Source organism: Serratia sp. CY71090, from assembly GCF_052166845.1.
Lineage (GTDB): Bacteria > Pseudomonadota > Gammaproteobacteria > Enterobacterales > Enterobacteriaceae > Serratia > Serratia nematodiphila.
On sequence record NZ_JBJNOA010000003.1, the window covers coordinates 487,677 to 509,447 of the forward strand.

Annotated in this window: 18 protein-coding genes; 13 read left to right on the top strand and 5 right to left on the bottom strand. The window is 59.3% G+C overall.

All coding sequences use genetic code 11. The features are described from left to right. Nucleotides 1-21: 21 nt before the first annotated feature. Nucleotides 22-1,407 (bottom strand): cysteine--tRNA ligase, encoded by a 1,386-nt coding sequence (cysS, locus tag ACJ8OK_RS08775; RefSeq protein ID WP_033633950.1) that lies wholly within the window; start codon nucleotides 1,405-1,407, stop codon nucleotides 22-24. A 309-nt stretch (nucleotides 1,408-1,716) separates the two neighbouring features. Between cysS and ppiB the strand changes: the two genes are divergently transcribed. The 5 genes from ppiB (at nucleotide 1,717) to ACJ8OK_RS08800 (ending at nucleotide 6,505) form a co-directional block, all read left to right on the top strand. Further along, nucleotides 1,717-2,211 (top strand): peptidylprolyl isomerase B, encoded by a 495-nt coding sequence (gene ppiB, locus ACJ8OK_RS08780; protein ID WP_016928800.1) that lies wholly within the window; start codon nucleotides 1,717-1,719, stop codon nucleotides 2,209-2,211. Nucleotides 2,212-2,221: 10 nt separating this feature from the next. Next, nucleotides 2,222-2,944, top strand: a complete 723-nt coding sequence (locus ACJ8OK_RS08785) for a UDP-2,3-diacylglucosamine diphosphatase (RefSeq protein WP_015376912.1) — start codon at nucleotides 2,222-2,224, stop codon at nucleotides 2,942-2,944. Between the two features lie 149 nt (nucleotides 2,945-3,093). Beyond that, the gene (gene purE / locus ACJ8OK_RS08790; protein WP_004940188.1) at nucleotides 3,094-3,618 is read left to right on the top strand and encodes a 5-(carboxyamino)imidazole ribonucleotide mutase; all 525 of its coding nucleotides are present in this window, start codon (nucleotides 3,094-3,096) and stop codon (nucleotides 3,616-3,618) included. Beyond that, entirely contained in the window at nucleotides 3,615-4,682 is a 1,068-nt protein-coding gene (purK, locus tag ACJ8OK_RS08795) for a 5-(carboxyamino)imidazole ribonucleotide synthase (protein ID WP_033633951.1), read from the top strand. Before purE ends, purK begins: the two co-directional genes overlap by 4 nt. A gap of 428 nt (nucleotides 4,683-5,110) precedes the next feature. Further along, on the top strand, nucleotides 5,111-6,505 hold the full coding sequence (locus ACJ8OK_RS08800) for a hypothetical protein (protein WP_085058557.1): 1,395 nt from the start codon (nucleotides 5,111-5,113) through the stop codon (nucleotides 6,503-6,505). 94 nt (nucleotides 6,506-6,599) lie between these two features. Here ACJ8OK_RS08800 and ybbP read toward each other — a convergent pair whose 3' ends face one another. Both ybbP and ybbA read right to left on the bottom strand, forming a co-directional pair. Next, nucleotides 6,600-9,032 (bottom strand): putative ABC transporter permease subunit YbbP, encoded by a 2,433-nt coding sequence (gene ybbP, locus ACJ8OK_RS08805; RefSeq protein ID WP_033633952.1) that lies wholly within the window; start codon nucleotides 9,030-9,032, stop codon nucleotides 6,600-6,602. After that, nucleotides 9,029-9,715 (bottom strand): putative ABC transporter ATP-binding protein YbbA, encoded by a 687-nt coding sequence (gene ybbA / locus ACJ8OK_RS08810; RefSeq protein ID WP_004940192.1) that lies wholly within the window; start codon nucleotides 9,713-9,715, stop codon nucleotides 9,029-9,031. The genes ybbP and ybbA overlap by 4 nt, the downstream gene beginning before the upstream one ends. Between ybbA and tesA the strand changes: the two genes are divergently transcribed. From tesA to ACJ8OK_RS08825, 3 genes are all read left to right on the top strand, one after another. Further along, nucleotides 9,686-10,324, top strand: coding sequence for a multifunctional acyl-CoA thioesterase I/protease I/lysophospholipase L1 (tesA, locus tag ACJ8OK_RS08815; protein WP_197787975.1), 639 nt, complete (start codon nucleotides 9,686-9,688; stop codon nucleotides 10,322-10,324). The two genes, ybbA and tesA, sit on opposite strands and share 30 nt — an antisense overlap. 26 nt (nucleotides 10,325-10,350) lie before the next feature. Next, nucleotides 10,351-11,127 carry an SDR family oxidoreductase gene (locus ACJ8OK_RS08820; RefSeq protein WP_442530532.1) on the top strand — a complete coding sequence of 259 codons (777 nt, stop codon included), beginning with the start codon at nucleotides 10,351-10,353 and terminating at the stop codon, nucleotides 11,125-11,127. Between the two features lie 77 nt (nucleotides 11,128-11,204). Next, nucleotides 11,205-12,059 (top strand): co-chaperone YbbN, encoded by an 855-nt coding sequence (locus tag ACJ8OK_RS08825; RefSeq protein ID WP_004940198.1) that lies wholly within the window; start codon nucleotides 11,205-11,207, stop codon nucleotides 12,057-12,059. 127 nt (nucleotides 12,060-12,186) lie between these two features. Here ACJ8OK_RS08825 and cfa read toward each other — a convergent pair whose 3' ends face one another. Further along, the gene (gene cfa / locus ACJ8OK_RS08830) at nucleotides 12,187-13,338 is read right to left on the bottom strand and encodes a cyclopropane fatty acyl phospholipid synthase (protein WP_015376906.1); all 1,152 of its coding nucleotides are present in this window, start codon (nucleotides 13,336-13,338) and stop codon (nucleotides 12,187-12,189) included. Nucleotides 13,339-13,663: 325 nt separating this feature from the next. Here cfa and ACJ8OK_RS08835 point away from each other — a divergent pair, with 325 nt between their 5' ends. Together ACJ8OK_RS08835 and ACJ8OK_RS08840 are read left to right on the top strand one after the other, a co-directional pair. Beyond that, a complete protein-coding gene (locus tag ACJ8OK_RS08835) occupies nucleotides 13,664-14,569 on the top strand; it encodes an SPFH domain-containing protein (RefSeq protein ID WP_004940203.1) in 906 nt (301 codons plus the stop codon). 2 nt (nucleotides 14,570-14,571) lie between these two features. Continuing rightward, nucleotides 14,572-15,033 (top strand): NfeD family protein, encoded by a 462-nt coding sequence (locus ACJ8OK_RS08840; RefSeq protein WP_274850607.1) that lies wholly within the window; start codon nucleotides 14,572-14,574, stop codon nucleotides 15,031-15,033. Here the strand turns inward: ACJ8OK_RS08840 and cueR are convergent. Continuing rightward, nucleotides 15,030-15,431 carry a Cu(I)-responsive transcriptional regulator gene (cueR, locus tag ACJ8OK_RS08845; RefSeq protein ID WP_015376888.1) on the bottom strand — a complete coding sequence of 134 codons (402 nt, stop codon included), beginning with the start codon at nucleotides 15,429-15,431 and terminating at the stop codon, nucleotides 15,030-15,032. The genes ACJ8OK_RS08840 and cueR overlap by 4 nt on opposite strands. A gap of 406 nt (nucleotides 15,432-15,837) precedes the next feature. Between cueR and ACJ8OK_RS08850 the strand changes: the two genes are divergently transcribed. The 3 genes from ACJ8OK_RS08850 to ACJ8OK_RS08860 are packed head-to-tail and all read left to right on the top strand — an operon-like array spanning nucleotide 15,838 to nucleotide 21,670. Next, the gene (locus ACJ8OK_RS08850; RefSeq protein WP_442530533.1) at nucleotides 15,838-16,995 is read left to right on the top strand and encodes an acyl-CoA dehydrogenase family protein; all 1,158 of its coding nucleotides are present in this window, start codon (nucleotides 15,838-15,840) and stop codon (nucleotides 16,993-16,995) included. Beyond that, nucleotides 16,992-19,007 carry an FAD-dependent oxidoreductase gene (locus ACJ8OK_RS08855; protein ID WP_442530534.1) on the top strand — a complete coding sequence of 672 codons (2,016 nt, stop codon included), beginning with the start codon at nucleotides 16,992-16,994 and terminating at the stop codon, nucleotides 19,005-19,007. Before ACJ8OK_RS08850 ends, ACJ8OK_RS08855 begins: the two co-directional genes overlap by 4 nt. Further along, nucleotides 19,004-21,670 (top strand): PEP/pyruvate-binding domain-containing protein, encoded by a 2,667-nt coding sequence (locus tag ACJ8OK_RS08860; protein ID WP_033633957.1) that lies wholly within the window; start codon nucleotides 19,004-19,006, stop codon nucleotides 21,668-21,670. Before ACJ8OK_RS08855 ends, ACJ8OK_RS08860 begins: the two co-directional genes overlap by 4 nt. Nucleotides 21,671-21,771: the final 101 nt, after the last annotated feature.

A 21,771-nucleotide genomic window follows, 5' to 3' on the forward strand; every position in this document is an offset into this window, starting at 1 on the left:
TTTGTTTTCACTTCGGCCGGCTTACTTACGGCGCCAGGTGGTGCCCTGCGGCCCGTCTTCCAGCACGATGTTCATCTCGTTCAAGCGATCGCGAGCGGCGTCCGCCAGCGCCCAGTCCTTGGCGGCACGCGCTTCGTTACGCTGTTTGATCAGCGCTTCGATCTCCGCCACTTCGCCGTCGTCAACCTGTGCGCCCCCTTGCAGGAACTGCTCCGGCTCTTGCTGCAGCAGGCCGAGCACTTTCGCCAGCTTGCGCAGCTCCGCCGCCATGCCGTTGGCCGCCGCCATGTCTTCGCTCTTCAGGCGGTTAACCTCGCGCGCCAGATCGAACAGCGCCGAGTAGGCTTCCGGAGTGTTGAAGTCGTCGTCCATCGCTTCGCGGAAGCGGGCTTCGAACGCTTCACCGCCGGCCGGCTCGGCATCGGCGTCGGTGCCGCGCAGCGCGGTATAGAGGCGCTCCAGCGCGGTGCGCGCCTGCTTAAGGTTCTCTTCGCTGTAGTTCAGCTGGCTGCGATAGTGCCCGGACATCAGGAAGTAACGCACCGTCTCCGCATCGTAATGGCCGAGCACGTCGCGAATGGTGAAGAAGTTATCCAGCGATTTGGACATCTTCTCTTTGTCGATCATCACCATGCCGGAGTGCATCCAGTAATTGACGTACGGGCCGTCGTGGGCGCAGCTTGACTGCGCGATCTCGTTCTCGTGGTGCGGGAACATCAGATCGGAACCGCCGCCGTGGATATCGAAGTGGGTGCCCAGCTGTTTGCAGTTCATGGCGGAGCATTCGATGTGCCAGCCCGGACGGCCCGGCCCCCACGGCGACTGCCAGCTCGGCTCGCCCGGCTTGGACATTTTCCACAGCACGAAGTCCATCGGGTTACGCTTCACGTCGTCGATCTCCACGCGCGCGCCGGCCTGCAGCTGCTCCAGATCCTGGCGCGATAGCAGGCCGTACTGCGGATCGCTGTCGATGGAGAACATCACGTCGCCGTTGCTGGCCACATAGGCGTGATCGCGATCGATAAGGCGCTGGGTGATCTCGATGATCTCGGCGATGTGCTGGGTCGCGCGCGGTTCGCTGTCCGGGCGATCGATCAGCAACGCGTCGAAGTCGGCATGCATTTCCGCCAGCATGCGTTCGGTCAGCTGGTCGCAGGTCTCATGATTTTCCGCCGCGCGGCGAATGATTTTGTCGTCTACGTCGGTGACGTTGCGCACGTAGTTCAGCGAATAGCCGAGATAGCGCAGATAACGTGCCACCACGTCGAAAGCGACAAAGGTACGACCGTGGCCGATGTGACACAGGTCATAGATGGTTACCCCGCACACGTACATGCCCACTTTCCCGGCATGAATGGGTTTGAATTCCTCTTTTTGACGACTCAGGGTATTAAAAATCTTTAGCATCGGGAGATTCCGTGGTGTGCGTGATAACAAAAAAGATAACCGGGCTTCAGGTTTTACGCCCGGTAGCGTATTGAAACCTGAAGCCTGATCTATTGCAAGGTTAAGGCCAAGCTTTGCTGACTTCACGCGAATAAAATGCGCGAAATTCGCCGGCCAGCACAATTGTTATAATATAACACAAATGCAATTACCACAGACAGTGCGCGGTTGAGCCGCTGCTGACTCGCTGGGGCGGATATGTTATAAGGGCGGTCTGAATGTTCACTCGCTTTACGTGACGTCTCACTTCACCTTGTTAGGATTAAAACTATGGTTACTTTCCACACCAATCACGGCGATATCGTTATCAAGACCTTTGCTGACAAAGCGCCGGTTACCGTTGAAAACTTCCTGAACTACTGCCGCGCCGGTTTCTACGACAACACCATCTTCCACCGTGTGATCAACGGCTTCATGATCCAGGGCGGCGGTTTCGAGCCGGGCATGAACCAGAAAGCGACCAACGCGGCCATCAAGAACGAAGCCAACAACGGTTTGAAAAACACCATCGGCACCCTGGCAATGGCGCGCACCAACGATCCGCACTCCGCCACCGCACAGTTCTTCATCAACGTGGCCGACAACGACTTCCTGAACTTCCGCGGCGAAAACGTACAGGGCTGGGGCTACTGCGTGTTCGCTGAAGTGGTTGAAGGCATGGACGTGGTCAACAAGATCAAAGGCGTGAAAACCGGCCGCAGCGGCATGCACCAGGACGTACCGGTAGAAGACGTCGTCATCAACAGCGTGACCGTCAGCGAGTAATCGCGGCTGCATGAGTACGCTGTTCATCGCAGATCTGCACTTGTGCGCACAGGAACCGGCAATCACTGCCGGTTTTCTGCGTTTTTTACGGCGCGAAGCGGTGCACGCCGACGCGCTGTACATCCTCGGCGACCTGTTTGAGGCCTGGATCGGCGACGACGATCCCGAGCCGCTGCACGCGGAGATCGCCGCGGCGCTGAAAGCGCTGCAACAGGCCGGCGTGCCCTGCTATTTCATCCACGGCAACCGCGATTTTCTGCTCGGCAAGCGCTTCGCCCGCGCCAGCGGCATGCAGCTGCTGCCGGAAGAAAAAGTGCTGGAGCTGTACGGCCGCAGGATCCTGATCCTGCACGGCGACACCCTGTGCACCGACGATCAAGCCTATCAGCAATTCCGCCGTAAAGTGCACAACCCGCTGATTCAAAAATTGTTCCTCGCGCTGCCGCTGCGCTGGCGACTGAAGATCGCCGCCAACATGCGCGCCCGCAGCCAGCAATCCAACCAGTACAAGTCGGAAGCCATCATGGACGTCAACCCGCAGGCGGTCGAGCAAACGATGCTGCGCCACGACGTGCACTGGATGATCCACGGCCATACCCATCGTCCGGCGGTGCACCGGCTGGCGTTGAGCAACGGCGAAGCCCATCGCGCGGTGCTGGGCGCCTGGCACGTCGAAGGATCGATGATCAAAGTCAGCGCCGACGCCGTCGAGCTGATCCAATTCCCGTTCTGAGTGCCGCACTGGCGCGCGGGTGAAAATTCGCGCTTTCGCCGGTGAAAACCGGCGACGCAACCGTTTTCCTTACCGTGCGCTCATGGTATGCTCTACGCCCTCATTCGGCCCTCAGCCGACGCCAGACAAATCACAGGAGCCTTACACCCATGGGAGCCAACGCCGCTTCAGCCGCCAATGCCGGGGCTAAAATCGCAATTGTAATGGGATCGAAAAGTGACTGGGCCACCATGCAGTTCGCCGCCGAAGTCCTGACCCAGCTCGATGTCCCCTTCCATGTCGAAGTCGTTTCCGCTCACCGCACGCCGGACAAGCTGTTCAGCTTCGCCGAGCAGGCTGCCGCCAACGGCTTTGACGTGATCATCGCCGGCGCCGGCGGTGCCGCGCATCTGCCGGGCATGCTGGCGGCGAAAACGCTGGTGCCGGTGCTGGGTGTGCCGGTGCAAAGCGCCGCGCTGAGCGGCGTGGACAGCCTCTACTCCATCGTGCAGATGCCGCGCGGCATTCCGGTGGGGACGCTGGCGATCGGCAAAGCCGGCGCCGCCAACGCCGGGCTGCTGGCGATGCAGATCCTGGCGCTGCACGATGCCGCGCTGGCGCAGCGTTTGGCGGACTGGCGTCAGGCGCAGACTGAAGACGTTTTGAACCACCCCGATCCGCGGGAGGACGCATGAAGCCGGTTTGCGTATTGGGCAACGGTCAGCTGGGGCGCATGCTGCGCCAGGCCGGCGAACCGCTGGGCATCGCCGTCTACCCTGTCGGCATCGATGCCGAACCCGAGGCGGTGCCGTATCAGAACAGCGTCATTACCGCCGAGATTGAACGCTGGCCGGAAACCGCGCTGACGCGCGAACTGGCGACTCACAGCGCCTTCGTCAACCGCGACATCTTCCCGCGTTTGGCGGATCGCCTGACGCAAAAGCAGCTGCTCGATCAACTCGGCCTGGCGACCGCGCCGTGGCAGCTGCTGGCGAGCGCCGCCGAATGGCCGCAGGTGTTCGCTGCGCTGGGCGAGCTGGCGATCGTCAAACGCCGGGTCGGCGGCTATGACGGCCGCGGCCAGTGGCGCTTGCGCCCGGGCCAGGAAGCCGAACTGCCGGCCGATGCCTATGGCGAGTGCATCGTCGAGCAAGGCATCAATTTCTCCGGCGAAGTGTCGCTGGTGGGCGCGCGCGGCCACGACGGCCGTTCGGTCTTCTACCCGCTGACCCACAACCTGCATGAAGACGGCATCCTGCGCGCCAGCGTGGCGCTGCCGCAGCCCAATCCGGCGCTGCAGCAACAGGCCGAGCAGATGCTGGCGGCGATCCTGAACGAGCTGAACTACGTCGGCGTGATGGCGATGGAGTGCTTTATCGTCGGCGATCGACTGTTGATCAACGAACTGGCGCCGCGCGTGCACAACAGCGGCCACTGGACGCAAAACGGCGCATCCATCAGCCAGTTCGAGCTGCACCTGCGCGCCATCCTCGGCCTGCCGCTGCCGCAGCCGGTGGTGAGCACGCCGTCGGTGATGGTCAACCTGATCGGCACCGCCGTCAACGAACAGTGGCTGTCGCTGCCGCTGGTGCATCTGCACTGGTATGAGAAAGAGGTGCGCCCTGGCCGCAAGGTCGGCCACCTCAATCTGAACGACCCGAACACCGCCGATCTGCGCCAGGCGCTGCAAGCGCTGGCACCGCTGCTGCCGGGCGAATACCAAAGCGGGCTGGCCTGGGCACAGCAGAAGCTGGCCTAAAGCGCACGCCGCCGAAAGTAAAAGGGTTCAGCTTTGGCTGAACCCTTTTTTAGGCCTGGTACAATCAAAAAAACCGCCCGATAGCGTCATTTATCAACAGCATAATATATATAAACAATGAGCAATATCGGCATGAGATATTGAATAAAACATCAAAAATAAGACGAACACCAACATTTAATCATTGCACTATCAATCTGCATCATTCTAATTTGAAAAAATAAAATCAAGAGCTAAATTTACACTATACATGATAATTAAATAAAAGTATGAGGGGTCTGTAAACCTAAAATAATTAATGACATGAAATTATAAAAAATTGTCATTACTATATGCATTAAAATAGATACTGACCTATTCATTCTAAAAACAACCATCCAAAAGGTCTGAGCTACAACTGAAGCACTGATATCTTCCGGAGTGACAAAATGAAGCTTATATTTCTCACCCTCATTTTAATGCTAAGCGGATGTGTGGCCAATGCACCATTTCGTACTTCCGATGGGAAAAACTGCGACCACTGGAGAGGGTGTGGCAGTAACTATGAGACACACACCGGCTATGATTTGGGGTTTATCGAATTTAGTGAGCGCGGCCATGATTTTGCTCCACAGCAAACAGCGCAGCTTTTATCAAATATAGCGCGTATGGAAGAGAAAGAAGACGTTGGTGTCATCGTGTTTATCCATGGCTGGAAGCATAATGCATCCGTACTTGATAAAAATGTAAAAAACTTCCAAAAAACGCTCTCCTACGTTGCTGCCCCAAGGATAATAGGAAAAAGAAAACTATTGGGGATCTACATTGGCTGGCGCGGAATGAGCTTTCATGGCGCAGAGCTTGAAAACCTCACTTTTTGGGATCGTAAATCCGTGGCAGAGGAGGTGGGCCGCAACGGAGTAAAAGATTTTCTCATCAAGCTGGAGTCAATCGTTGGTAAAAATAACAATAATTTTATGCTCACAGTGGGACACAGCTTTGGTGCCGATATTTTACTTTCCGCTTTGAACGATAACCTGCTGGAGAGAATGAGAACAGCTGAAAATAATAGTACATTGAAACCCTTTGGCGACGGCTTGATTCTTTTAAACCCTGCGGTAGAAGCAAACCAAGCCCTCCTTTTAAAAGAGAGCAGCATGAGACTGGGCGCTCAAGGAAAACCCATGCCGTCACTGATGTATGTCATCAGTTCTCGCGCTGATATCCCTACCAACGTGGCATTCCCGGTAGGTCAGTTTTTTGGCAAAAACATAAGATGGTCACAGGTAGAGATAGAAAGAGATTACTTCGGGGTAAAATATAAAATAAAAGAGCAGGATCTTGACGATATAACGGTAGGCAACTTTAAAATGTTTACCACGGGTTACATGTATAATAAAGAACATACCGTGAGCGACACCAGGACATCTCAGTACCATATTCCCGCGCAAATATCAAAAAAAGAAGACCTGTTAGACATTGAGCAATTGATACCGGAAGCTATCAATTCCGGCATTATCGGACCATGGAAATTTAATTCTTATTGTACCCGTACCCTGCACCAGAAAGAACAATATCACCATGATAGACTCCCTTGTTTCGACAACGATCCTATAGATTTCATTTCAGTACCTGATTCTTTTATCTCTAACCACAACGATATATTCAACCGGAATGTAATAACATTACTAATGACAATGACAAGCCAATCCCTCAGCAATAAAAAAGGTAGAATAACGAAATACTGTCAAAAAACAGGAGGGTTTTCATTCGAAGATTGTTTTAACTACTACTACTTAATAAATGAAGATTTCACAGTTAATAAGCATTCAAAACTCTATTAAGGTAAGCGGCGGGGAAAATGCCCGCCGCTTACTGAGTCCCCTGCCCGGATCAAAGAGACTCACCCTTTTCGGCCGCTACCTGCCTCGATATCAACTAGCCCTCATAACTGCGGAACAGCGCCTTGCCGCGCAGCAGGCGCACGCCCAGCCAGCCGCCGCACAGCGACAGCAGCAGCGCGCTGGCCAGCGGCAGCGCCCACCACAGCACCGGCGTCGGCGTCCACGGGAAGTCAAACACCCGGCTCTGCAGTAGCCACAGTGCCGCCTCGGCGCCCACCGCCGCCGCGATGCCCGCTACCAACCCCAGCAGGGCAAACTCGCACCACAGCGTGCGGCGCAGCAGCCGTTTGCCGGCCCCCAGCGTACGGTACACCACCAACTCCTGCCGCCGCTGACGCATGCCGACCTGCACCTGCGCCAGCAGCAGCAGGCCGCCGCACAGCACTACCAGCACCACCATCACCTCCAGCGCGCGACTGACCTGTTGCAGCACGCCGCCGACCTGTTTCAGGATCGCGCCGATGTCCAGCAGGCTGAGCGTCGGGAACTGGCGATTGAGCTGGGTCAGCATCTGGCCGTCACCGTCGTAGCGGAAGCTGGTGAGCCAGGTCTGCGGCTGGCCGTCCAATGCGCCCGGCGGGAAGATAAAGTAAAAGTTCGGCTTCAGGCTTTCCCAATCCACCTGGCGCAGGCTGGTAACTTTGGCACTGAACGCCTGGGTATCGCCGCTGAAGGTCAGCGTATCGCCCAGCTTGATCTTCAGCCGCCCGGCGATGCCTTCATCCATTGAAACCTCACCGGTTTTCGGCGGCCAATTGCCCGCCACCAGCGGATTGTGATCCGGCAGATCGGCCAACCAGGTCAGGTTAAGCTCGCGGTTCACCGCCTCGCCGCCCGGATCGTCTTCATGCACCCGCTCGGTCGCCAGCTGCTGGTTTATCTCGGTCAGGCGCACCCGGACGATCGGATAATAGGTTTCCGGCTTGATCTGGTGCTGCTGCAGGAAGGCTTTCACCTGCGGCACCTGCGCCTCGGTCATATTGAGCAGGAAATAGTTCGGGCTGTCCGGCGGCAGCTGTTGCTGCCAGCGTTCGAGCAGATCGCCGCGCAGCACCAACAGCAGCGCCAACAGCATGAACGACAGCGAAAACGCCGCCAGCTGGCTGATGGTCACCCACGGCTGGTGCAGCAGGCGGTTGACCGCCAGCCGCAGCGCCAGGCTCTTGAGCGTGATGCGGCGCAACAACAGCAGGCTGCCCCAGCCGATGCCGCCCAGCAGCAGCGCCAGCACCGCCATGCCAGCCAGGATCGCCCACAGCAGCGTGCTGGCCCCCATCAGCGCCACCAACAGCGCCACCACGATCGCCGCCGTCACCGGCAAGAAGTAGCGCAGCGGCCAGACGTTGGCCGTCACGTCTCGGCGCAGCACCCGCAGCGGCTGGGTGGCCAGCAGCTGGCGATACGGCCGCAGCCCGACCAGCAGCGAGATCAGCACCAGCGCGCCGAGCGCCCACAGCCACGGCCAGGCGCCGGCGGCAGGCAATGCAGCCGGTAATACCGGCTTCAGCAGGCGGATCAGCAACGCTTCAAACGCCAGCCCGATCGCCCCGCCGCACGCCGCCGCCAGCGCCATCACCGCCAGCCACTGGCCGACGATCAATTTACGCAGCGCGCCGCGCCCGGCACCGAGGGTTTTCAGCACCGCGATCAGATCGTAACGGCTGCGGCAATAGTGGCTCATCGCCACCGCCACGGCGGCGATCGACAACAGCAGCGTCAGCAGGGCCGACAGCAGCAGGAACTGTTGGGAGCGCTGCAGCGACTTGCCGAGCGCGCTGCCGGATTCCTGCAGCCCGAACCAGCGCTGATCCGGCGTCAACTGCGGCGCCAGCCGTTCCTCGTAACGCTGAATATCCGGCTCAGCGCCGGCGAACATGTAGCGGTAGGTCAGGCGGCTGCCCGGCTGCACCGCGCCGGTCTTATCGACGTCCGCCAGGTTGATCATGATGCGCGGCGCGGTCTGGAACGGATTGAAGCCGGCATCCGGCTCCTGAATGATTTCACCGGCGATGCGAAGCGTAGTGTCGCCCACCTCCAGCGAATCCCCCACTTTCACGTTCAGCAGCGCCAACAAACGCGGCGCCACCAGCACGCTGCCCGGTTCGGGTTTGATGTTGGCCGGGCGCGTTTCCAGCTTGCCGTACAGCGGATAGGCCAAATCGGTGGCTTTCACGTCCGCCAGCTGCGGCCGATCGCCGGCATAGGTCATGGTGGTGAACGACAGCTGACGGCTCACCTTCAGCCCCTGCTGCTGCGCGTCCAATAGCCAGCCTTCCGGCACCGGATGCGCGCTGCGCAGCACCCGATCGCCGGCGATAAAATCGCGGCTCTGCTGGCTGAGCCCTTTGTCCATGCGATCGCTGATGCTGCCCAGCGCCAGCACGCAGGCGACGGAGAGCGTCAGCGCCAGCCACACGATCAGCAGCGACGGCGAGCGCCATTCGCGCCAGAACCAGCGCCAGATCATGCTTCCTCCCACAGCTTGCCTTCACGCAGCCGCAGCCGCCGCTGGCAGCGCGCCGCCAGGGTTTCGTCATGGGTCACCAGGATCAGGGTGGTGTCAAAATCGCGGTTGAGAGAGAACAGCAGGTCGGCGATGCGATCGCCGGTCTGACGATCGAGGTTGCCGGTCGGTTCATCGGCGAACAGCACCCGCGGCCGGCCGCTGAAGGCGCGCGCCAGCGCCACGCGCTGCTGCTCGCCGCCGGACAGCTGCGCCGGCAGGTGATCGAGACGTTTGCCCAGCCCCAGCTGTTCCAGTAACTGCACCGCCTGCTCGCGACTCTGCCTGTCGCTCTCGCCGCGCAGCAGCGCCGGCAGCTGCACGTTCTCCAGCGCGTTCAGCGTCGGCACCAACATGAACGACTGAAACACAAAGCCGACGTTCCTGGCGCGCAGCGCAGCGCGCCCCTCTTCGTCCAACGCGGTCAGCGACTCGCCGAGCAAACGCACCTCGCCCTCGCTGCCGTCGTCCAGCCCGGCCAAAATGCCCAGCAAGGTCGATTTCCCCGATCCGGATTCGCCGATCAGGGCGATCGTCTGCGCGGGTTTGACAAGCAGCTCGACTCCGGTGAGGATGGTGAGCTGATGCTCACCCTGACCAACGTGTTTACTAAGATGATGAACTTCAAGAACGTTTTCCGCTGGCATCTTCCCTTCCTTTTGCTGTTGGGATTATTCAGTTTACGCGCTGCCGCCGCCGATACCTTATTGATTTTGGGCGACAGTTTAAGCGCCGGCTATCGCCTGCCGATCGAGCGGGCCTGGCCGACGCTGTTGGCCGAACAGTGGCAGAAAAAACCGGGCGCGCCGCAGCTGGTCAACGCCAGCATCAGCGGCGACACCGCCGCACAGGGGCTGGCGCGTCTGCCCGCGCTGCTGAAACAGCATCAGCCGCACTGGGTGCTGATCGAGCTGGGCGCCAACGACGGCCTGCGCGGCTTCCCGGCGCAGGACGTACAGCGCGATCTCGGCCAAATCATCACACGGGTGCAGCAGGCCGGCGCGCAGCCGCTGCTGATGCAGATCCGCATCCCGCCTAACTACGGCCGCCGCTATACCGAGGCGTTCAGCGCCGTCTACCCGGCGCTGGCCAAGCAGTTCAACATTCCGCTGCTGCCGTTCTATATGGAACAGGTGGTGGTAAAGCCGGAATGGATGCAGGATGACGGATTGCACCCCAATGGGGACGCTCAGCCGTTTATCGCCACATGGATGGCGGAGCGCCTGGAACCGCTAGTAAAGCATGAGTCTCACTAAATTAGGGTCGTACACTAGGTAAAGTTATGCAAAAAGCGGTATTGATAACCGGCTGTTCCAGCGGGATTGGCTTGATTGCGGCGCAGGATCTGCGCAACCGCGGCTACCGGGTGCTGGCCGCCTGCCGTAAGCCGCAGGACGTGGAAAACATGCGCCAGCTCGGGCTGGAAGGCATCGAGCTGGATCTGGACGACAGCGCCAGCGTCGAGCGCGCCGCCGCCGAGGTGATCGCGCTGACCGACGGCCGCCTGTACGGCCTGTTCAATAACGGGGGGTTCGGCGTTTACGGCCCGCTCAGCCGCATTTCGCGCAGCCAGCTGGAGCGGCAGTTCGCCACCAACCTGTTCGGCACCCACCAGCTAACCCAGCTGCTGTTGCCGGCAATGCTGCCGCACGGCGAAGGGCGCATCATTCAAACCAGCTCGGTGATGGGTCTGGTCTCCAGCGCCGGGCGCGGCGCCTACGCCGCCAGCAAGTTCGCGCTGGAAGCCTGGTCGGACGCGCTGCGCATGGAGCTGCACGGCAGCGGCATTCAGGTCAGCCTGATCGAACCGGGGCCGATCTCCACCCACTTTAGCCAGAACGTCAACCAGGCGCAGAGCGACAAGCCGGTGCACAACCCCGGCATCGCCAAGCGCCTGACGCTGCCGCCGGAGGCCATTCTGCTCAAACTGCGCCACGCGCTGGAAAGCCCGCGCGCCAAACTGCGCTATCCGGTCACCCTGCTGGCGCACGCGATGAGCGTGCTGCGCCGCATTTTGCCGGGCCGCTGTCTGGATTGGCTGCTGCGCAGTAACGCTTAATTCGCCCGACGGGGTTGAAGAATGGCGGCGCGCCCCCATTTACACCCCATGGCTCCGCACGATCAGAGAGAAAAAAGATGCTAGCTCAAGCTGTTGTTGATATTAACGAAACTAACCTGCACCAGACGCTGGAACAGTCGATGTCCATTCCGGTGCTGTTCTACTTCTGGTCCGAGCGCAGCCAACACTGCCTGCAGCTCACGCCGGTGCTGGACAAGCTGGCGGCGGAATACGCCGGTCAGTTCATTCTGGCCAAGGTGGACTGTGACGCCGAGCAGATGATCGCCTCCCAGTTCGGGCTGCGTTCCATTCCGACGGTCTACCTGTTTAAAGATGGCCAGCCGGTCGACGGCTTCCAGGGCCCGCAGCCGGAAGAAGCGATCCGCGACCTGCTGCAGCGTTTCCTGCCGAAGGAAGAAGATCTGAAACTGGCGCAGGCGCAGGAATTGCTGGCCGCCGGCAACGCCGCCGAAGCGCTGCCGCTGCTGAAAGACGCCTGGCAGAGCAGCCAGCAGCGCAGCGACATCGGTCTGACGCTGGCCGAAACGCAGATCGCGCTCAGCCGCAGCGAAGATGCCGAAGCGGTGCTGGCGACTATCCCGCTGCAGGATCGCGATACCCGCTATCAAGGTCTGGTGGCGCAGATTGAACTGTTGAAGCAGGCAGCGGACACGCCGGAAATCCAACAGCTGCAACAGCAGGTGCAGCAAGAGCCGGACAACGTCGAGCTGGCGGTGCAGCTGGCGCTGCAACTGCATCAGGTCGGGCGTAACGAAGAAGCGCTGGAACTGCTGATGGGGCATCTGAAGAAAGATCTGGCCGCCGCCAACGGCAACGCGCGCAAGACCCTGATGGACATTCTGGCCGCACTCGGCACCGGCGACGCGCTGGCCGCTAAATATCGCCGCCAGCTATACTCCCTGCTGTACTGATATACCCTGCTTCTTTCCAGCCGCATCGTTGTTGGCTGTGTTTGCAAGTCCCCGGGAACCTACTCAAGTCAGTGACCGGGATGCACAAACGCAGCCAACACAGAAGCAGCTTGAAAGATGACGGGAATTAGCGATAGACCCGCACCCCGCCCTCCACGCCCGCCGGGCTGAACAACACCTGCCACAGCTGAATGTTGCGCGAACGAAACGCGCCGGCGCAGGCGTTCAGGTAATAAGTGAACATGCGTTCGAAGCGCTCGGAATAACCGCCCGCCAATTCCGGCCACGCCCGTTTGAAATTCTCCAGCCAGGCCATCAGCGTGCGATCGTAATCGGCGCCGAAGTTGTGCCAATCCTCCATCACGAAACGCCCTTCGCTGGCCTCGGCGATATGCCGCACCGAAGGCAGGCAGCCGTTGGGGAAGATGTATTTGTCTATCCAGGCGTCGACGTTAAGGTCGGTTTGATTGGAACCGATGGTGTGCAGCAAAAACAGGCCGTCGGGCTTCAGGTTACGCGCCGCGACGCTGAAATAGGTCTCGTAGTTTTTCGGCCCGACGTGCTCGAACATGCCGACCGACACGATGCGATCAAACTGACGATCCAGATCGCGGTAATCCTGCAGCAAGATCTCGACGTCCAGCCCGGCGCAGCGTGCCTGCGCCAGCTTCTGCTGCTCGGCTGAAATGGTCACGCCGTGCACCGAGACGCCGTAGTTTTGCGCCGCAAACTGCGCCAACCCGCCCCAGCCGCAGCCGATATCCAGCAGCGTCATGCCCGGTTTCAGCTGCAGTTTTTCGCAGATCATCCTGAGCTTGGCCTGCTGCGCCTGCTCCAACGTTTGCGCTTCTTTCCAGTAGCCGCAGGAGTATTGCATGTAAGGATCGAGCATCGCCCGGAACAGGTCGTTGCCGATGTCGTAATGCTCTTTGCCCACCTGCCAGGCGCGCTTGCGCGATTGGCGGTTGAACAGCCGGGCATAGGCGATGCGCGCGATGTCGCTCAGGCTTTTCGGCAGCCGCTCATCGACGCCGGCCTGCAGAATGCGGGTAAACAGCATGTCCAGCCGTTCGCATTCCCACCAGCCGTCCATATAGCTCTCGCCGAAGCCGAGCGAGCCTTCCTGCAAAATGCGTTTGAACAGCGCCGGGTTATGCACCCGGATATCCCAGGCGCGCGGGCCGTTGATGGCGACGCCGGCTTCGGCCAGCATCTCCTCTACAATGCGATACCAGCGGTCTTTCTTCTGGGCGAGTTCATCAACACTGAGCGAATCCATAACAATCCTTGGCCGAAATGTCATTTCAAAAAGCATAGTCGCAAATAAAAATGACAAATTTTTGACGGTAAACACGGGGGTGTTTTTACTCTAGCCAAGGCGAGCAACATCATGAAATGAATAAAAATTATTGAAATCATGCCATTTAGGCATACTTATCTGCCAACTGTGCCAGACTTATTTCAATAACGTTTTTCTCCCTGTTCGGAACAGCGGTTCCGCTTATGGCGGAATCACCAACGCCCTGGATTAAGTCGCGGTATCGGTAGGCATTTTTCCGGCGCTGGCGTAATATCTGTTTACATATGTCTGACAGGAGGTTTGCATGCTTACTTTTATTCCCATCGTGATCGTCGTCGCGCTGATTGTGGTGTTCGCCGGCGTCAAAATTGTGCCGCAGGGGTTCCAATGGACGGTAGAACGCTTCGGCCGCTACACCAAAACGCTGATGCCGGGCCTGAACCTGGTGGTGCCGTTCATGGACCGCATCGGCCGTAAAATCAATATGATGGAGCAGGTGCTGGACATCCCTTCGCAGGAAGTGATTTCCCGCGATAACGCCAACGTCGCCATCGATGCGGTGTGCTTTATCCAGGTCGTCGACCCGGCGCGCGCCGCCTACGAGGTCAGCAACCTCGAACAGGCGATCGTCAACCTCACCATGACCAACTTCCGCACCGTGCTCGGCTCGATGGAGCTGGACGAAATGCTGTCGCAGCGCGACAGCATCAACAGCCGCCTGCTGCACATCGTCGATGAAGCGACCAACCCTTGGGGGGTGAAGATCACCCGTATCGAGATCCGCGACGTGCGCCCACCGGCGGAACTGATCGCCTCGATGAACGCCCAGATGAAAGCCGAGCGAACCAAGCGCGCCGACATCCTGGAGGCGGAAGGGGTGCGCCAGGCGGCCATTCTGCGCGCCGAGGGTGAGAAACAATCGCAAATCCTGAAGGCCGAGGGCGAACGCCAGTCGGCGTTCCTGCAGGCGGAAGCGCGTGAGCGCGCCGCCGAGGCCGAGGCGCGCGCCACCCAGCTGGTGTCCGACGCCATCGCCAGCGGCAACATTCAGGCGGTGAACTACTTCGTGGCGCAGAAATACACCGACGCGCTGCAGAAGATCGGTTCCTCCAACAACAGCAAAGTGGTGATGATGCCGCTGGACGCCAGCAGCCTGCTCGGCTCGATCGGCGGCATTACCGAACTGCTGAAAGAAAGCAAAGGCAAATAATCATGCTCGAACTGATCGCGGCGAATCCGCTGTGGTTCTGGCTCTCCCTCGGGGGCGTGTTGCTGGCGGCGGAAATGCTCGGCGCCGGCGGCTACCTGCTGTGGAGCGGCGTGGCGGCGCTGTTGGTCGGCGCCTTGATCTGGCTGCTGCCACCGCTTTCCTGGGAATGGCAAGGCGTGATCTTCGCCGTCCTGACCGTCGTCGTCGCCTATCTATGGTGGTACTGGCTGCGTCGCCGCCCGGCGGCCGTGTCCGGCGGTTCACCGGTGCTCAACCAGCGCAACCGTCAGCTGATCGGCACCCGCGCCACGCTGACGGAGCCGATGCACAACGGCATGGGGCGCATCAATATCGGCGACAGCAGCTGGCGCGCGCAGGCGGCGGAAGATCTGCCCGCCGGCACCGAAGTGGAAGTGGTGGCGGTGGAAGGGGTCACACTGGTGATCCGCGCCATCAGCCGTTAATTCGAACGACAGCATCCCGCCAGATTATTGATGATGGGGCACTCGGCCCCTTCGTCGCCCGGACATTGTTCCGCCAGCGTCAACAGGCGTTGGCGCATTTCTCCCAGTTCGCTGATGTGCCTTTCGATCTCCGCCACCTTCTGCAGCGTGCGCGCCTTCACGTCGGCGCTGTGACGGGCCGGATCGTTGAACAACGCCACCAGCTCACGGCACTCGTCCAGGTTGAAGCCCACCTGCCGCGCCTGGCGCAGCAGCGTCAGCTCTTCAACGTGCCTGGCGGAATAATGGCGATAACCGTTATCGCTGCGGATCGGGGCGGTAATCAGCGCTTTCTCCTCGTAAAAACGAATCGTCTTGCTGGTTAACCCGGTCTTTTTCGCGACGTCGCTAATATTCATTTTTTCCTCCGGAATGCTCCTGCTCACCTCCTATCTTAAGCCGCTTTCCGCCACTCACCAAGCCTCAACGCCCTACCGTCGATAGCGATGAGAAACCGATAGCCACAGCCAAAAGATAGATACTTCACTTGCAAAGTATTCATCAAAAAACAATAGACAATCTAACCTATTAAAATTTGATCAAATTAAGACTTTTATTATATGTAAATTTTTGTGTATAAATAACACAAAATAAAACACAATTAAAACAACAAAATAAAAAAACAAATTAACAAAATTGTAATAATAGACCACATAAATAAACATTTGTTTACATTTGCCATTACTGCGCCTGTTTGAGTTTTGGCCACCTCCAAACTAGAAATATTAGCTAATTTAATCTCTCAACCCGATGGCGGAGTTCGTCATGGATTTTAACTTATCAAGCGAGCAGCAGGCTCTAAGCGAATCCGCTCAGCGTTTTGCCCGCGAGGTGCTGGATCAGGATGCGCATGATCGGCTTTCACGGCAGGTATTAAGCCTGGATTTGTGGCGACAAGCCGCCGCCTATGGTTTTACCCGAGCCCCCGTGGCGAGCGCGTTCGGCGGATTGGGCATGAGCGCGCTCGATACTGCGCTGATGATTGAGGCGCTGGGTAAAGGCAGCCGCGACATCGGCATGTCCTTTTCGCTCTGCGCCCATCTGTGCGCCTGCGTGATCCCGCTTTCCCGCTTCGGTTCCGAAGCATTAAAAGCGCAGTATCTCGAAGCGTTGGCGGCCGGAAAACTGATCGCGGCGAATGCGGCGACGGAGCCGGACGCCGGTTCCGATATTTATGCCATGAAATCAACCGCTCAACCCTGTGAAGGCGGCTACCGGCTCAACGGAAACAAAATTTTCATCACCAACGCGCCGATTGCCGACATCTTCATCGTCTATGCGAAAACCCATCCCGAACATGGCTTTATGGGCGTGTCCGCATTTGTGCTCGAGAAAGGGATGCCAAGCTTAAACGTAGGCGCCGTCAGCCCGAAAGATTGCCTCTCCAACTGCCCGTGGAGCGAACTGACCTTCAACGACGTCTTCATTCCAGAGTCCCAACGGCTCGGCATGCCGGGCGCCGGCGGCGCCATCTTCCACGATTCAATGATCTGGGAAAAGGGCTGCCTGTCGGCTCTGTTTATCGGCGCAATGGAGCGCGTGTTCGACAGCGCGCTGGACTATGCCAAACAACGCCGACAATTCGGCAAAGCGATCGGCCAATTTCAGTCCGTCTCCAACCGCATCATCGAGATGAAACTGCGTCTGGAACAGTGTCGGCTAATGCTCTACCGCGCCTGTTGGAAACACGATCGGGGCCAGGACGCCGAGATCGACATCGCCATGAGCAAACTGTTGATTTCCGAATATGCCGTGCAGTCCGCGCTGGACGCGATTCAAATCTTCGGCGGAGCCGGCATGGATCAAGAACTCGGTCTGGTGCGCCACTTGCTGAACGTGATCCCCAGCCGGATCTTCTCCGGCACCAACGAGATACAAAAAGAAATTGTCGCCCGCAAGCTGGGTCTGCGGGGAGGCGCATGATGATCGTTCAACGCGTTTTTGCCGTGCTCTATATGTTGGCCGGCCTGGCGAAAGCCTTCCCTCAGTTGGAAAACGTCGCCGATATTCTGCAGCAGGCAGCCGTGGCGAACCAGGGCACCTGGTACGCCGGAGCGACGGCTTGGCTGGCGGCGCAGGGTACAGCGGTTAACGCGCTGATCGGCGTGGCGCTGTTTGCCTCCGGTGCGGTCTTGATGTTCAACCCGCGTTGGACGACATTGGTCATCTACTGCCAGCTGCTGATGATGGCGGGATTTGTCACGATCCTGCACCGCGCCCAGCCGCAGGTCATATTGCTCGATGCGATTTTCGCGCTGGCGGCGCTGTACATGCTGCGGCAGCAACACCACCGCAAACCCAAGCCGCGCACGTTCCCCACGCGCGACTTTTCCACGCCCACGCCGGCGTCAGGCGGCTCGGTAACCCCCACGCTGGACGGCGAGTATGACGTGGTGATCATCGGCGGCGGCGTCTCCGGTTTGGCCGCGGCCAGCGAACTGACCGAACGCCGGGTTCTGGTGCTGGAAAAAAGCGCTTCCTTTGGCGGCAACGCGCGCTACCGCGCGGTGAATCGCCTGAAGTTTCCCATCGCCGGCGTCTGCTTCCAGGAGCCATTGCCGGGTTCGTTCATGTTGCAACTGCTGAAGAAAATCGGTCTGAGCGGCGCTTACAAGTCCAATGAAAAGGACACGCTGGTGTTTTTCGACACCTTCTTGCTGCTCCGATGCCTGGGTGAAGTCGTCGTTGGTTTTCTCAAACAGCCGGTCTACCTGCTGAAACCCGCCGTCTGGCGCCTGACGGGACAACTATTCCTGCATGCCTTGATCGGTAAACCTTATGTTATCGCGGCAAAACAGCTGGGCGATCCGATCTTTGCCGATCTGTACGCCTTCCTCGATACCTTCTCACCGCGCGGCGAGCGGTACCCCAGCCTGCCCTGGACGCCGCAGAGCACCTGGAGCAAAGCGAATATGGCGCTGCTCGACACTATCCCGCTGTACACTTATCTGTTCGAACCGCACAAACTGGATCAGATCCCGGCGGATCTGCGGCCACCGAGAAAATTCGGCAAGCTGGTAGAGAATGCCGTCAGCACCACGCTGCGCGTGGAATGTCTCGATATTCGCGAAGTCTCCGCCTATGTCGGATTGCACTTCCTGGTGGGGTATTTACGCGGCAATCTGGTCACGCTGCCGGGCGGTAACGGCAGCATCAGCGCCGGGCTGCTCGACTATCTTGAGGAGCAAAACAACGTCAGGCTGCAAAGCCGCGTACAGCTTCAAAGCATCACGCCCGGCGGCGACGAAACGGTGATCCGGTTCAGCGTCAATGGCGCGGCCAGCGAAATCAGAGCCAAACAAGTGATCTGGGCCGCCCCCAAAACGCATTTGCCCACCTGGTTGCCCACCCTGCCCAAAGAGCAATTGGCGGCGATCCGTCAGATCCGCCATGAAGATTACTACCTGGCGAACGTGCTGTTGAAAAAACCGATCCTCGAACACTCGTTCGGCGGCTATCTGATCGAGCCGGAAAACACCCGCACACCTTACTATTGGAGCAAAGCCGGCACCTGCCTGATCGCCAATTGGATGGACAATCGCCTCAGCGCGGAAACCGGGGTATTAACCCTGCTCAAACCGACCACTCGCCCAGAGCGTCAAGGTCGCACCGCGCAGAACGAGTTCCCGGCGCTGCAGCAACAGACCTATATCGAAATCGCCAAAGTGCTGGGCAACATGGGCATTGACGCCGACATCATTGAAGACATTCAAATCTGGTTCTGGCCCGCGGGTCTGGTGACCTCGGTCGCCGGACAACAGGCTCAGGGCGTGTTTCACCAGGCCAGCAGGCCGTTTGAGAATATTCACTTCGCCAATCAGGACAGCGTGGGCATCGGTAATATCGAAAGCGCGGTGTTAGCCGGGTTGAACGCCGCCAAAGCGGTGAGAGAACGCCTCGCAATGCCCGTTACGCCTGCGGAGGTGATGTCATGAATCCTACCCTGGTGGTTGAACTTTCCGGCGATAAAACGCTGGAACCCCATCGCCTGGGCGGCAAAGCCCATTCGTTGAATCATTTGATTCAGGCGGGCTTGCCGGTGCCGCCGGCGTTTTGCATCACCGCGCAGGCTTACCGGCAGTTTATCGAATTCGCCGTGCCGGGAGCGCTGCTCGACACGGGCGCGCCGGGCAACGTGCGCGATATGATTTTGAGCGCCGCCATCCCCGCCCCGCTCGATCTGGCGATCCGTCACGCCTGCAAACAGTTGGGCGACGGCGCCTCGCTCGCCGTGCGCTCTTCGGCGCTGGAAGAAGACGGCCTGACCCACTCTTTCGCCGGGCAATACGACACTTACCTGCACGTGCGCGGGGATGACGAGGTGGTGCGCAAGGTGCAATCCTGCTGGGCGTCGCTCTGGGCGGAACGCGCCGCCCAGTATAGCCGGACATCGGCGGCGCAGAGCGATATCGCCGTCGTCTTGCAAATCATGGTGGATGCGGACGCCGCCGGCGTCATGTTTACCCAAGATCCGCTGACAGGCGATGCCAACCACATCGTCATCGACAGCTGCTGGGGACTGGGGGAAGGCGTGGTCTCCGGACAGGTCACCACCGACAGCTTCATTTTGGATAAGGCGAGCGGCGAGATCCGCGAGCGGCAAATTCGTCACAAACCGCACTATTGCCAACGCGATCCGCAGGGACAGGTCACGCTGCTGCAAACGCCCGAAGCCAGGCGAGACGCTCCCAGCCTAACCCCGGAACAGCTGCAACAGCTTGCCAGGCTGGCCAGGCAAACGCGGATGATTTACGGCGCGGAACTGGATATCGAATGGGCGGTGAAAGACGATCGCGTGTGGCTCCTGCAGGCGCGGCCGATCACCACGCAGGCCAAACCGGTTCAGATGCTTTACGCCAACCCGTGGGAAAGCGATCCGACGATCAAGGAACAGGCCTTTTTCTCCCGAATGGACACCGGCGAGATCGTCACCGGCTTGATGACGCCGCTGGGGCTGTCGTTTTGCCAGTTCTACCAAAAGCATATTCATGGCCCGGCGATCAAAACCATGGGGCTGGCGGATATCGGCGATTGGCAGATTTATATGGGGTATTTGCAAGGCTACGTCTATCTGAATATCTCCGGATCGGCCTACATGCTCCGCCAATGCCCGCCCACCCGCGACGAAATGAAGTTCACGACCCGCTACGCCACCGCCGATATCGATTTCAGCGGGTACAAAAACCCCTATGGCCCCGGCGTACAGGGATGGGCTTATCTCAAGAGCGCCTGGCATTGGCTGAAACAGCAGAGGCATAACCTGCGCAGCGCCGGCGCGACCGTCGATGCCATGATCGCCCTGCGCCAGCGCGAGACGCGCCGCTTTCTGGCGCTGGATCTGACCACCATGACGCATCAGGAGCTGAAGCGGGAACTCAGCCGCATCGACGGTTACTTCCTCGACAGCTGCGCCGCCTATATGCCCTTCTTCCTTCAGTCGTTCGCGCTCTACGATGCGCTGGCACTGACCTGCGAACGTTACCTCAAAGGCCGAGGCAACGGATTGCAAAATCGCATCAAGGCGTCGATGAACAACCTGCGCACCATCGAAGTCACGCTGGGCATTCTCAGCCTGGTGGAGACGGTCAATCGTCAACCGGCGTTGAAGGCCGTGTTCGAGCGACACAGCGCACAGGAACTGGTCACCGTCCTGCCCATCGATCCCGAATCGCGCGCCTTCTGGCAAAGCGACTTCAGCGCCTTCCTGTTCGAGTTCGGCGCCCGTGGCCGCCAGGAGTTCGAATTGAGTCTTCCGCGCTGGAACGACGATCCCAGCTACCTGCTGCAAGTGATGAAAATGTATCTGCAACATCCGGTGGATCTGCACACGAAACTGCGGGAAACAGAGCGGCTGCGCCATGAAGACAGCGAGACGCTGCTTAAAGCGATGCCCTGGTTTGGCCGGATGAAGCTGAAGTTCATCACCAAACTGTATGGCGTGATGGCCGAACGCCGCGAAGCGACCCGGCCAACCTTCGTCACCGAAACCTGGTTCTACCGCCGCATCATGTTGGAAGTGCTGCGGCGCCTGGAGGCGCAAGGCCTGGTCAAACAGGCCGATCTGCCCTATGTGGACTTCGAGCGCTTCCGCGCGTTTATGGCGGGGGAACAGTCGGCGCAGGAGGCGTTCGCCGCCGATCTGATCGAGCGCAATCGCCACCAGCATCTGCTGAACCTGCATGCGGAAGAGCCGCCGATGGCGATCGTCGGGGGGTATCAGCCCAGGATGAAAGCCCCCACGGCGGAAAACGCCGCCGGCATGCTGTCCGGCCTGGCGGCCAGCCCTGGCAAAGTGGTGGCGAAAGCGCGCGTCATCACCGATCTGCTGGCGCAGGCCGGCGAGCTGCAGCCCAACGAAATCCTGGTGGCGCGCTTTACCGACGCCAGCTGGACCCCGCTCTTCGCGCTGGCGGCGGGCATCGTCACCGATATCGGCTCCGCGCTGTCCCACAGCTGCATCGTCGCACGCGAATTCGGCATCCCCGCGGCGGTCAATCTCAAGAACGCCACCCAGCTGATCAACAGCGGCGACACCTTGATTCTCGACGGCGACAGCGGGACGGTCATTATTCAACGCGGAGAACGTGCCGATGGCTAGTCAGCACCACATCCGGCGAAGGTAAACCATCCGCCTGAAAACAGCACAATTCAACGAAGGTGATGCGCGCGGCAACCGCCGCCTGCAGAGACCGTCGCGGG